The organism is Polynucleobacter sp. AP-RePozz3-80-G7 (genome assembly GCF_018882145.1).
In the GTDB taxonomy this organism is placed as follows: Bacteria; Pseudomonadota; Gammaproteobacteria; order Burkholderiales; family Burkholderiaceae; genus Polynucleobacter.
In genome coordinates this window covers 247,229-259,801 of the sequence record NZ_JACVPC010000003.1, presented here as the reverse complement: position 1 = coordinate 259,801, position 12,573 = coordinate 247,229, and the positions used below count along the sequence as shown (strand labels likewise).

At 45.8% G+C, this 12,573-nt stretch carries 12 protein-coding genes and 1 tRNA gene; 6 read left to right on the top strand and 7 right to left on the bottom strand.

The window, feature by feature from the left end:
- The first annotated feature begins 3 nt into the window (after positions 1-3).
- Together ICE90_RS08415 and ICE90_RS08410 are read left to right on the top strand one after the other, a co-directional pair.
- The gene (locus tag ICE90_RS08415) at positions 4-696 is read left to right on the top strand and encodes a MotA/TolQ/ExbB proton channel family protein (protein WP_216191958.1); all 693 of its coding nucleotides are present in this window, start codon (positions 4-6) and stop codon (positions 694-696) included.
- 2 nt (positions 697-698) lie between these two features.
- Positions 699-1,112 (top strand): biopolymer transporter ExbD, encoded by a 414-nt coding sequence (locus tag ICE90_RS08410; RefSeq protein WP_216154985.1) that lies wholly within the window; start codon positions 699-701, stop codon positions 1,110-1,112.
- Positions 1,113-1,115: 3 nt separating this feature from the next.
- Here ICE90_RS08410 and ICE90_RS08405 read toward each other — a convergent pair whose 3' ends face one another.
- The 6 genes from ICE90_RS08405 to ICE90_RS08380 are packed head-to-tail and all read right to left on the bottom strand — an operon-like array spanning position 1,116 to position 8,729.
- Positions 1,116-1,583 carry a hypothetical protein gene (locus ICE90_RS08405; protein ID WP_251368442.1) on the bottom strand — a complete coding sequence of 156 codons (468 nt, stop codon included), beginning with the start codon at positions 1,581-1,583 and terminating at the stop codon, positions 1,116-1,118.
- 49 nt (positions 1,584-1,632) lie between these two features.
- Positions 1,633-2,817: a TAXI family TRAP transporter solute-binding subunit gene (locus ICE90_RS08400; RefSeq protein ID WP_216191956.1), complete on the bottom strand. Its 1,185-nt coding sequence runs from the start codon at positions 2,815-2,817 to the stop codon at positions 1,633-1,635.
- A gap of 12 nt (positions 2,818-2,829) precedes the next feature.
- Positions 2,830-3,663: a phosphate ABC transporter substrate-binding protein gene (locus ICE90_RS08395; RefSeq protein ID WP_216191954.1), complete on the bottom strand. Its 834-nt coding sequence runs from the start codon at positions 3,661-3,663 to the stop codon at positions 2,830-2,832.
- Complete coding sequence (locus tag ICE90_RS08390; protein WP_215320014.1) at positions 3,663-4,454, bottom strand: phosphate ABC transporter substrate-binding protein; 792 nt, start codon at positions 4,452-4,454, stop codon at positions 3,663-3,665. The genes ICE90_RS08395 and ICE90_RS08390 overlap by 1 nt, the downstream gene beginning before the upstream one ends.
- A 2-nt stretch (positions 4,455-4,456) precedes the next feature.
- Positions 4,457-5,230 (bottom strand): DUF4239 domain-containing protein, encoded by a 774-nt coding sequence (locus ICE90_RS08385; RefSeq protein ID WP_215320016.1) that lies wholly within the window; start codon positions 5,228-5,230, stop codon positions 4,457-4,459.
- Positions 5,231-5,252: 22 nt separating this feature from the next.
- The gene (locus ICE90_RS08380; RefSeq protein ID WP_370624660.1) at positions 5,253-8,729 is read right to left on the bottom strand and encodes a filamentous hemagglutinin N-terminal domain-containing protein; all 3,477 of its coding nucleotides are present in this window, start codon (positions 8,727-8,729) and stop codon (positions 5,253-5,255) included.
- A gap of 73 nt (positions 8,730-8,802) precedes the next feature.
- Between ICE90_RS08380 and ICE90_RS10845 the strand changes: the two genes are divergently transcribed.
- Positions 8,803-8,946: a hypothetical protein gene (locus tag ICE90_RS10845; protein WP_251368578.1), complete on the top strand. Its 144-nt coding sequence runs from the start codon at positions 8,803-8,805 to the stop codon at positions 8,944-8,946.
- Between the two features lie 96 nt (positions 8,947-9,042).
- Here the strand turns inward: ICE90_RS10845 and ICE90_RS08375 are convergent.
- A tRNA-Leu gene (locus ICE90_RS08375) sits at positions 9,043-9,131 on the bottom strand.
- Positions 9,132-9,256: 125 nt separating this feature from the next.
- On the opposite strand from ICE90_RS08375, the gene ICE90_RS08370 reads away from it, so the two are divergent.
- The 3 genes from ICE90_RS08370 (at position 9,257) to ICE90_RS08360 (ending at position 12,571) form a co-directional block, all read left to right on the top strand.
- Positions 9,257-11,716, top strand: a complete 2,460-nt coding sequence (locus ICE90_RS08370; protein ID WP_216191950.1) for a penicillin acylase family protein — start codon at positions 9,257-9,259, stop codon at positions 11,714-11,716.
- Positions 11,717-11,805: 89 nt separating this feature from the next.
- Complete coding sequence (locus ICE90_RS08365) at positions 11,806-12,210, top strand: surface-adhesin E family protein (RefSeq protein ID WP_215320022.1); 405 nt, start codon at positions 11,806-11,808, stop codon at positions 12,208-12,210.
- Entirely contained in the window at positions 12,191-12,571 is a 381-nt protein-coding gene (locus ICE90_RS08360) for a hypothetical protein (protein ID WP_216154981.1), read from the top strand. Before ICE90_RS08365 ends, ICE90_RS08360 begins: the two co-directional genes overlap by 20 nt.
- Positions 12,572-12,573: the final 2 nt, after the last annotated feature.

The window sequence follows — 12,573 nt, the reverse complement described above, 5'->3', positions numbered from 1 at the left end:
AATATGAATACACCATTTGGCATTGCAAATCTCTGGCTTGAAGGCGATGCGATTACACGATTTGTAGCAATTGCCCTGCTCATCTGCTCTATTGTGACTTGGGTCATTTTGCTCACTCGACTTTGGGATTTACGTAATCTACGCAAACTCAAGCCTGAACTTGAGCAATTCTGGCGTGCCACTTCATTTGATCAAGGCTTACAAGCATTTAGCAATCATGCTGCCAATCCTTACTATCAAATTGCCAAGTCTGCGACTAAAGCATCCGCGCATCATCAAAGTCAATCGACCAACCACCGTGAATTACTGCAAACACTGAACTATTCTGAGTGGATGGCAAGAAGCCTTAAGAACAGCGTTGACAGCATTGCAGCGGGATTGCAGAAGGGCTTGACCTTTTTAGGATCTACTGGCGCAATCGCTCCATTTATTGGTTTGTTTGGCACTGTTTGGGGCATCTATCATGCCCTGATTGCCATCAGCAGCTCAGGAAGCGCGCAACTGGATCAAGTGGCTGGCCCCATTGGCGAAGCGCTCATCATGACTGCACTTGGTCTTGCGGTTGCCATCCCTGCCGTATTGAGCTTTAACGCCATTAATCGCGCCAATAAATTATTTATTGCTGACCTCAATCGCTTTGGCAATGATCTATTAGCCTACTTCGTTACTGGTGCCCGCGTTAACTCCGGAGAATAGTCATGTCTTTTCATATCCAAGACGACCAAAATGACGATAACATCATGTCGGAAATCAATATGACGCCGATGGTGGACATCATGTTGGTGTTGTTGATTATTTTCATCATCACACTACCGGTGATTCAGCAGGCAGTGAAGGTAGAACTTCCTAAGGCCAATAGCGTACGCAACGAAGTAAAACCTGAGTCAGTGCAGCTTTCAATCGATGCTAATGGTCAAATCTTTTGGAATAGTACTCCGATCGATTTAAAGACCTTTGATGGCTATGCTGAAAAAGCCGCCCAGAAAGATCCTCAACCAGAAATTAATCTGCGAGCTGACAAATCCGTGAAGTATGAATATGTTGCGCAGGTGTTGGCTGCATCGCGCCGCGCTGGCTTAACAAAACTCGGATTTGTGACAGAGCCGAACTAAGCGTTACTTAGCCCTGTATGGCGCTTTCGAGGGAAAACAAGTCTCTTCACTAGTGTGGGTGCCGTTTCCTATAGTTGCACCCAAGATACCACCCTGTATTTTCTCGACCTTCTTGAACTTGCCGGTTACTGGGTCAAGCGTAATATTAGTGATGACATTGCCTGCAGGATACGAAACTCCCATAATTTCTTCAGGCTGAAAATTTGCCTCTATCAATATCAAAATATTGGGTCGCGCCAAGGTAATGCTCCTGACGACTTGTGTTCCATACATATCTGACTGATCTAGGTCACGATCATCTAAAAAGATCTTGGCCTTTTGGGCGCCCGAAGCAAGAGTCATTTTCATCTCATACTCTTCGGTGTAGCCTTTTTCTGTGCGCTTGCAATTAAATTCCAGAACATCTACAGCCCAGCTAGATAGAGAGGCAATAGCTAAACAAAAGCAAAGGAGGATTTTAGATAAATTCATAATGATGGAAATGCCACAACGATAAAAGCGCAACCTAAAGTCAAAGTCGCTATTCTAATTGAGAGATATTTGTCGCAATTGTATTGATAGGGTTTGGCGTCTCGGAATCATTCTCGGATTCATCATCTTTCAAACTGGCTTCCCCTACATCTTCGGGAGCTTTAAACCACTTAAACACCACCAAAGCAATTGATAACAACGACATCACCAGGCCAAAGATTCCCTTAATCTGATCGAGCGTTTGAGCAGTAATAAATGGTTGTTTGCTAGCAATGTAGACCTCTGTTCCATCGGAAATCGGAAACCCCGATGGCGTAAGCATTTTGTCTTCTGAAATTGGAAAGTTAAAACGCGAGGCAATCTGTGGGCTGTATAAAACAGGCAGTAGAGCTGCAATGGCATATGAATCTACATCTTTATTTGCCAAAAGATTGAGATTGACGCCTACCACTTGAATATCTTTAGCCGGAACAGGTGGCGAAATTTGATACATATAAGCCAAAATCTTAGCGTCAGCTACCCAGCCCATGCGCATAGCTAATGATGGTGGGAATGACATCTCTAAGAGCTGGTACCCCCGTTTTTGCACCAGAAAGTCGACTGTAGCGGATGGTGCATAAGAAACCTGAACAATCACATCAGGAAGCTTATCAGCCTTCATAGACAGCAACTGCTCATCACTAAAGTTAGTCTCAGCGTAATCGACCTCAGGAACTAAACCTGAAAAACGGAGGATCTGATTGGAGACCACGCTGGGGCCACCATTTTTTTCACCTAAATTCACTGTCTTGCCACGGATGTCGTGAATGGTTTTAACTTCACCCCTCACCAGAAACTGAATCAACTGTGGGGCAATCGATGCAACCTGGCGTACATTCTCGTAACCCACTGCATCAATACCGCCCTGAACAAAGGCAAGATCTAGAGTCCCATCGTTTAAATCATTGAGGGCCTGAAATGAACCGGCTGTGGGGGCGATAGTCAGGGTGACATTTCTGCGAGAAGCCTCTTCTTGCAAAACTTTAGCTAGGTGGTGACTTTTGGTAAGCATACCCCCACCGCTAATGGTCAACTCATAATGACGAGGGTAAAGCTCATATGCAAATTTACCAGCCAACCCGAGCAGAAGAATGATAACAATAAGCGCCAGACCCTTGCGTATATGGTGCTTACTTCTGAGCCAATCCAAGCCTTTAAATAATAGCTCTTCAACTTCGTTTGATGTATCTGCCATGAACTTAAATACCTATCGTGATACCTGGGTTAGGCCATGCTTGACAAAAATATCCTGCCCTTGAGTGCTCAAACTAAATTTCACAAAATCTTTAGCAATCGCACTACCCGAATTTTTAGTTACCAAAAACATATCCCTACTTAGCGGATATAGTTTCAGTAAAAGTGTTTTATCGCTAATCTCAACATCATTTATAGGAACTGCTTTTACTTTATCGCTGAGATTTTTATTGGTTAGATATCCAATACCAAAAGAATCATCTGTAATGGCATCTGACATTCCAGCGGCACTATCAAAGACCTTAATATCGCGAGTGAATTTAGCGCCCCTTAAAACAACATCTTCAATAAATGCGCGGGTAGTTGAACCTTCATTGCGGCCATATACATGAATCTTTTCATTGGGCCCGCCTAATTGCTTCCAGTTGCTAATGATGCCCTCAAAGATATCGCTTAACTGCTCAATAGAAATACTTTTAATACTCAAGCCAGGATGAGTCACGATGGCTACGCCTTCGATTCCAATCAGATGGCTTTGCAGATCAAGGTTAAATTCTTCAAAACTTAGATCTCTAGACATCATCGCCAAATCAATGCCGCCGTTATCTAGTGCGGTCAAGCCCGCTAAAGAGCCGCCCCCTTCAATTGCTACCTTAACATGGGGATTTTTTTCGACAAATGGCGCGGACAATAAAGCAACAAAACGAGATACCGCAACAGATCCAGAAATCATGAGCTCTTTTTGAGCTCTTGCGATCACGTAAGGATATACAGCCAAACCAGCCAGTGCTGCACCACCGATGCCGGCAACAATGCCGATATTGCGAAGAAATTGGCGGCGTTCCATCATTGCTCGCTCGCCACCGGAACCAGGCCCATCTCTCTGATGATGGCTTGCCCCGCTTTTGCATCTAAACAATAAGCAACAAAGTCTTTAACTTCTTTTCCAGCTGACGGGTTGATCAGGAGCTGCAAGTTATTGCGAATTGGATACTGACGATCTTTGATGGTGAAATAGGTCGGTAAAACACCGTTTATAGATAACGGTTTTACTTTTTCCCTATTCAAAAAAGTCGTGCCCACATACCCAATCGAATAAGGGTCTGAGGTAATGGCCTGCATCAAACTACTTAAGCTTGTTACTACCTTTGCTCTCAAAGTAATATGCTCTTTACCAGCAACCTGCCTCTTCCATTGCTCGTATGTTCCCAACTGAGGGTCATGACTTACGACATTGATTGGTCCAGAGTATTTACCCAATGAATTCCAGGAAGTGATGCTTCCCGTAAATATGTCATGTAACTGCTCAAGCGTAAGGTTATTAATTGGGTTAGCCGGATTGACAATGGTCGCAATACCATCAGTAGCAATCGTCACCTCCTCAATCTGAAGTTTATGTTTGTGAGCCCAAACCTCAATATTTGCCGGCATCTGTCCAGAAGCCATCCCAATCTGAGAGGTACCATCTAATGCGGACTTATAACCTACCGCAGTATTGCCGCCAACTAGAGGCAAATGCACATTGGGGTTTGCATCCATATAGCGCATACCAATCCTCTGCATCAACTTCATGACTGTAGTTGACCCACGTAGTTGAATGAATTGCAAATCAGTTGAATCAACAGACTTAATGGACATAGTTAGGCGCCCAATGACGGCAGTATATGAGTGATAGCTTCAGGAGTGACTTGGCTTTCACCAACAAACAATCCTTCCAGGGCAATGACTAATGTAAACAGAACCGCGACTCCAATAGTCACCCCTCCGACATACGCAACCATTTTTGGCAACGGATTTTGCAGCCAACCAAATAGAATGAGCAAAATAACTGAAATAGCTAGGGCATCTCTTAAGTACGGGGGCAACTTTAAACGGGCGGATGATAAACGAGCCTCGCGAACATCAGATAGTTGATTTAAGGTCGTGACGATTTCCGCTCTAGCCATCTGCTGTACTGGGTTTCTAGGATCTAAGAGTCGAATGCCCTGCGTCAAATCAGTCAGATCGTTAGAAGCCTCCTCACTTCGTTCGTTTTTTGCCATTAATGGCCATTCATCATCTACAACGGCATTTGCATAACTTTTTAAATCGCCTTGGAGCTCTGCGGCATTCGCGCCGCCAAAAGCCGCTAAAGAGCGGTTTAATTTAAACATTAGCGCAGCTTCGCGTGAAACTAGATCTTCAACATTACGATGATCACCTTGTACACGCACCAATGAAAAAGCAATCAATAACAAAGTAATAGAGGTAAATAATTTAAAGCCCTCTTCGGCGCCCTTAGCAAGATGCTCCCCAGGATTCAGTTTGTATTTCCAGCGAATGTAGGAAGGAATTACTGTAGATAACAATAATCCAACACACATAAAACCAAGGCCAATGACTATATTGGGAAGCGTGTGTAAGTAACTAATCATGTATTGCCAATCTTCAACCCAATTAATGGAGGATAAATAAATTTAAAGTCGACATGAGATTAACCGACTCAAGACTTTCATGGAAATTTTCAGAGTTACGCGAACGACCTACAGTAGCGACCCCAGAATTTCTTATTGATGGTACATCATCGTAGGATTGCGCCAAGCTATCACCACCCCTAAGAATAATTGGTGTTGTGTCAACTTGCTGAACACCTGCCGGAAATGGCAAGATAGATCCCGCAAACGGGTTTTGTTTCATTGCAGCAAAAGCGGCCGGGTTGTTGCCCATGGCTTGTACGCGGTTTTCATACTTACCTACTCTATTGGGGCCAGGTCTATTAGCTGCGAGGTCTTTAGCAGCCCCCGCTTTAGAGCCTGGCTTATCGTTATTACGGAATCCATTCGCATACTTACTGACGTACTTAGATGGCCCATTATTGGACTTGCTCGAACGCTCTTTTGCATCCGTTTTATCTACGCCATCTTTAGCACTTCCATTCCTTCGTGCCTCGGAATTGTTAGCGGCACTTCTACCATCCCCACTCTCTCGATTGGAGCTGGCACGATTACTTGGCGGTGGAGGCGCCGCTGGCGGTGGAGGCGGTGGGGGTGCTGAAGCATTAGCCGTAGGAGGCGGCGCAGGTGGAGTGAGCTGAATACTACCGTCAGCCATCATCACTAAAGGTGGTGCCTTACCCGGTACTGACATGGAAGTCTCTCCCGCTGCAGCAGTAGGTGGCGGTGTATTTGCGACAGGCGGAGGAGCTGGAGCAGGCAACGGCGCACTAGAGAACACCGCTGGGGGCGGTGGCGGTGGTGGCGGTGGTTGTTGAGGGGCAACTGCTGCTACTGCTTGCACTGACGTTGTCGCTGGTTGTCTTGAGGGTGCCGCTGGTTGTGCGGCACTAACTGTTAGGCTCACAGGAGTAGCTACCAGCATAAAGTGACCAGAGTCCATTCCACTCAAGGTCACCCCTTTGACGATGAGGTTTGGATAGCTGCCAGCGCCTACTGAATTCGTAATGGCACTGGCATTACTTAAGTAACTTGGCGTCCCCGAAATAGAAAGATTTGCATAAGAACCAGCACCAAGAGTGATGGTAGTACCAGAGGCATTCGTTAGCTGATAACCAAGATTCAAGGATCCCGAGGTGGCTGTCGCTGTATTTTCAGTGATAAACAGAGTGTTGCTTAAGTCAAAGCTTGACCCCGCGAGAGCGACTCCAAAATGATTATCCGCAGTAAATGATGCAGCTGCTGTCACTAGAGCACTAATACTTCCACCGCTACCACTTCCACCATTGGCTTGAATGAGACCGCCATGGAGATTCAAGGTACCAGTGTTAGCAATCAGATTTATTGAGCCACCATTAACTGATCCTCCTGCAGATGCTTCCCCAGCTATAGTGATCGTATCCGCCTTTATACCAATCATGCCGCCATCGCCAGCCACTCCATTAGCCTGTAATTGACTTCGAGGCATAACGAGATTGGTAATGGGATCGGTATAGGCGCCCCCGGTATAAACATCCGTACCCGCTAGGTAAATAGCTCCGCCCGTGGTTCCGTTTGCCAGAACCTGAGAGCCAGACTCCAAACCCACTATCGCAGCGTTAGTTGGAATTATTTGAGTAGCCGTCAAATAAATGACATTACTTGCAGCTTGCGTTGTTGAGTTAACAACAAGCAAGGTAGGATCATTTGCTGCCGCGCTAGAGTAAATCGTATTACCACTACCGACAGCGTTAAGGGTAATCAGATTCACCGCCGTAAGGGGTGCTGCAGGCACTGTTGGCAGGCCAGCACTTAACCTTAGAGCGCCTGATATATAGATGGCTTGAGCTAACAACTCAATTGCATTGCCTAGAGTACCAGCGCCCCCACTAAATAAGTAGTTATTTGCCAAAACCCTTGCATTGCTAGCAATTGTGATCGTGGGCGCCTGAATTGTTATCTTGGATGCATTGATAGATGATCCTGCTGCACCGAGATAGGCAATTGAAGAACTAATAATCACATCTAAGTTTTGACCTTCAATACTGCCATTCAGGACAAAGTTGCCAGCCGCGCTCATAGTTAAGGTGGTGTAACTAGTTCCAGCCTTGAGGATATGTGCCCCGCTGTCAACGGTCATCGAACCGGTACCATTGACAATACAGCTACCCACACTACAAGCAGTGGTGTTGGCAGTTACAGCAATAGTGACGTTGCCAGTAGATAAAGCCGTAGAAATAGTATTTGCTGTTGAAGCATCAATCATCAGGTCGACTGGATCCAATAGCCAGGTTCCCGCTTTGCCATTTACTGCGCTGGTATTGATACTCGCTGTTGGCACTAAGGAGACAGATCCTTTAGAGGATGTTTCAACAAATCCACCGTTACCGGAGATTGCTCCACCCATCGATTTAAGGATGCCCGCAACCGAAGTTTGCACTTGTGACCAGATAGCAATCACACCGCCATTCCCAGCTTGAGTAGCAGATGCATCGATCAACGCATTCTCTTGGATGGCGACTGTTTGAGCGAGTTGATTATTTTTGGCTGCAGCATCTGCATTAGCCTTTACATTTTGGGCGGCTTGAGTTGGATTAACTACAGATGCATTTACCTGGCTACCGCCAGATACTGCTGTTGCGGCTAAGCCGATGTTGACCTGACCACCATTGGTAGTACCAGTAGCGGTCGTTTTGGAGTTTTGGGCAATGGTGATGTCATTACCGACGATATTGATCTGGCCGCCTTCGCCTGTTTTGCTGTTGGCTGTTACTTTGCCAGCCTGGGTGACGGTATTGGCTACTAGTTCAATGACTCCGCCGTTATTCACCATGCTGCCGGCAGAGATTCTGCCGGTGTTTTTAATGACACTGGCCATGAGTTGGTTAGCTGATCCTGCCGCAATCACGACTAGGCCACCATTAACTTCTACTACCCGCTTGTTTTCGATTAAGGCGTTGTAGGTTCCGACGTCTACTTTGACGGACATCAGGGAGTTGCCCTTAAAGTCCAGGGTAATTTGCTCACCGGCAGCCATCGCTACCGTGCCAGATCCTTTTTTGGCTAGAAGATAGCCATCATTACGCACTTCGGGGGCCAATAGAGCAATGTAACCACCCTCAGCATTGGTAGAGATCTTGCCTTCATTGATCACTGATCCCTTACCATTACCTTTGTAAGTGCCTTTACCGTCCATGAAGTCTTTATTGGAGATATCCATGGTAGTGGCTACGACACCAGCAGCATTAATTTCTGCGCCTTTGCCAAAGGTCACGCCGTTTGGATTAACAAAGACGACTTGTCCATTTGCTTTAACAGCGCCTTCAATCATTGATGCAGTTGCACCAGTCACGCGATTCAGTGTTACAGAATTAGCGTTCGGTTGATTAAAGGTTACTGTCGCATTTTTACCAACGTTAAAACTATCCCAGTTCACTACCGCACGTTGTGAAGTTTGGTTCACCGTCATTGCTGCAGATGTGGGGGTTTGGGTTTGGGAAATGGAGGCGGAACCAGCGACAACTTGGCCGTTGATTGGGAGCGCATTTACTGGAGGAGCAGCTGAGGCGGCTTGAATGAAACCAGCAAACCCTCCAATAAAAAAAGAAAGTGTTAATGCCTTCTTAATCCCTAAGGAAGAAATTGAGATAAACCCAAACGAAGAGTTTGAGGATGAAATCCTTGGCGGATTAATCAAAAAATTTTATATGGCAGGTTAAAGCCCTGATTTTACTGGGATTTCTCATAAAAGTGGTGCGAGAAAAGGCCAAAAAATACATCCAAAAGGAGGAATAGGGGAAATTGTGGTTTGGAGGTGGTGCCCGAGGCCGGAATCGAACCGGCACGACTTTTTTGAGTCGGCAGATTTTAAATCTGCTGTGTCTACCGATTTCACCACTCGGGCCCGCACTTTTAGTGAAGCAGTGCTAAACAAACCAAGACAAACGAAATTTTAGCACGCAAGGCCCCTAGAGCCCCTTTTGCCCCTCTGCCCAAGAGTGCACTAGATAAAACATCTAAAATGCATCCATGAATTTACCGGAAAAATCATCGGGGCTCGGCAAGCTTTTGCGCTCTGGAATATGGCTTATAGGGCTATGTCTCATAGCCGGCCTAGCAGGCACTCTTGCCTATTTATACTCTGCCCAATCCAATATCTCCGGCAAACGTGCAATTAAAAGTCTGGGTGATTCTGTTGCCATTACCTTTGATGCGTCTGACATTCCGCATATCAATGCAAAAAGCCAAGCAGATGCCTATTTTGCTTTAGGCTACCTACATGCTAGTGAACGCTCCTGGCAAATGGAAATGAATCGACGTATTGCGAGCGGTCGACTTTCAGAAATATTGGGTAATGACACCGTAAAAATTGATCGCTTTGTGCGCACCCTCGGCATCAAGCGTGCAGCTGAACGCCAATTTGATCGTTACCCCGTTTCTGCCAAGCGTCTACTACAAGCCTATGCCGATGGTGTCAATGCTGGTAATGCGCAATTAGGCTGGGCTCTCCCAGTGGAGTATTTCTTAACAGGTTCAAAACCAGGCCATTGGTCACCAACAGATAGCGTAGCTTGGATGCTGATGATGGCTTATGACTTAGGTGGAAATTGGCAGAAAGAGTTACAAAGACTTGAGCTCTCACAATTCCTGAGCACCAAACAAGTATGGGAAGTGATTCAGCCATATGAAAATGATGAGCCCGTCAGCAATGTTGATTTTTCCAAGCTCTATAGAGAGTTGAAGGTCTTTCACCCCTCTCCTGGTCCAGCAGAAAGCAGGCCTCAGAATTTGCCTGCAACCGAATTGAGCCAGTTAGATCAAATGGGAGCAAGAGATGGTATCGGCTCCAATAACTGGGCCTTGAGCGGCAAGCTCAGTACTTCTGGCAAGCCCTTATTGGCCAATGATCCCCATCTGGGACTTTCCGCTCCGGCTGTCTGGTACTTCGCCCACCTTGAAGCCCCTGGTTTAAATGTCATCGGTGGCACCCTCCCTGGAATACCTGCAGTGGTTTTGGGTAGAACGGATAAGTTTGCATGGAGTTTTACCAATACCGGGCCTGACGTTCAAGATTTATACATTGAGCAAATTGATTCAAAGAATCCGGGTATGTATCGAGGTCCTGATGGACCACTTCCATTCAAAGTGCATCAAGAGATTATTGATATCAAAGGATCTCCATCGCTGACTTTCTTGGTAAAAGAAACTCGACATGGTCCCATTATCTCTGATTCCTATGCAAAGGCCAAACGTACGATTGATACGGATCGCTTTGCTCTTGCCTTGCGCTGGACAGCACTCGATCTTGAAAACCAATCAGTTGCTGGCTTGATGGATATGAATCGTGCAGCTGATCTTGACCAATTTAAACAAGCTCTACGAAAAAATTATGCCCCGATGCAAAACGTGGTGATGGCAGATACAGAAGGTAATATTGCTTATCAGGCGGCGGGAGTGGCTCCCAAAAGAATTCTGCACCAGGGGCTTTATGGGGTAGCGCCAGCTCCTGGCTGGGAACGTCAGTATGACTGGAATGGCTATGTCCCATTTGAACAACTCCCCTCCAGCAACAACCCAGAGCAAGGTTGGATAGCGACCGCCAATCAAAAAATTATTACGGCTAATGATCCCAACCCTTTAACGGGCGACTGGGACTTACCAACCCGTTATGACCGCATAGTTGATCTCATCAAATCTAAGGACACCCATTCGGCTGATGATATGAAAATCATGCAAGGCGATACCCTATCGCTTGGGGCAACACCCCTATTAGAACTATTTAAGGCCAGCCAAAGCTCTCATCCCTTAAGCGCGCAAGCAATGGAGATTGGTAAAAGTTTTGATGGCAATATGAGAGTAGATAGCGCAGGCGCACTTATTTTCAATGTCTGGGCGGACCAATTAACGCGCAATCTCTTCTCTAGATTGAGTTACCTATTTACTGAAAATTATGGGGCACGTAACTATCGCGCTCCACTAATACAGCAAGTGAAAAACCCTAACAGTCCCTGGTGTGACGATCCAAAAACTGAGAAGGTTGAATCCTGTCAGGAGTCCTCCAATCAGGCGCTTGATAAAGCCCTGGATTACTTAAGCAAGGAGTATGGCAGCGATCCTAAATCTTGGGCCTGGGGTAAAGCGCATATCGCCGTCTCTGAGCATCGTCCATTTAGCAAGGTGCCGCTACTGGGAGGTTTATTTAATATCAAAACCCCCTTCCCTGGGGATAGCTTTTCTGTCAATGTGGGACGACTTGAGCTGATGCAATCCAATAATCCCTATGAAACACTTCAGGCTCCAAGCTTACGGACAGTCTATGATTTATCCGATTTGGAGAAATCACTCTTTGTATATCAGACAGGCCAATCTGGATGGGTGCAAAGCAAGCTCTATCGCAATATGAACTCTTTGTGGGCCAATAATGAATATCTCCCGCTGCAGATGAAGCCAGAAAAGACTGGTCGACAGCTTGAATTGATGAATAAATAAGCATTTCAATGAATGCTAAAAATCCCACGGCTGCCATTCATGGCAGGTAAAATGTGATTATTGTGACCAGAAATTTTAAAGGGCCTTTCATGAAAAAATTATCTTCTCTGCTTGTTCTAGCCACCACCATAATTTGCTCTCCCAACGCATTTGCAGAATGGCAAGAGATCGGCAAACCTGATGCTTTTACTCTTTATGTAGACGCAGCTACGATTCAAAAGCAAGGCGATAAAGTACAAATTATGTCTTTATTAGATTTCAAAAAACCGGGACAAAATCCAAAAACTAAAGAGACTGCAAACTCCCTTATTGGCCTTAACGAATTTGATTGCAGCGCCACGAAGTATCGCCCTATCGAATTTAAAGTCTTTTCCGGGAATATGGGCAAAGGCAAAGTAGTAGAAGAACAAAAAACTCCAGATAGCTCTTTTGAGCCTATTGAGAATGGATCTTGGCCAGCCGGAGTCTTTAACGTTGCTTGCCGGACAAAGTAAAACAGGTTTATTAACGCTGAAAGCGATTGTCCTAGCCGTCTTAGGGATATCGGTTTTTTTTATTAGCGGATGCGCTGCGCCTTTAGCCGCTTTAAGTAGTTCCAGTACGGCAGCTGCCAGCGCTGTTGGAACTGCTGCTGTAGCCAATCCTGGAACAGCAGTTAGCCTTGCATCAACTGCAGCCACAGGCAAGTCCCCTTTGGAACACGCTGCATCTGCTGCTACCAAGAAGGAATGCAGCTTCTTTAATGTGATTGACTCAAAACCTATCTGCATTGAAGTTGTCCTGCCAACGATTACTGACAATAGCGAGCCCTTATTGGGTCCTGCGGATACGATTCAAAAATCCGCCCAGCAATAACT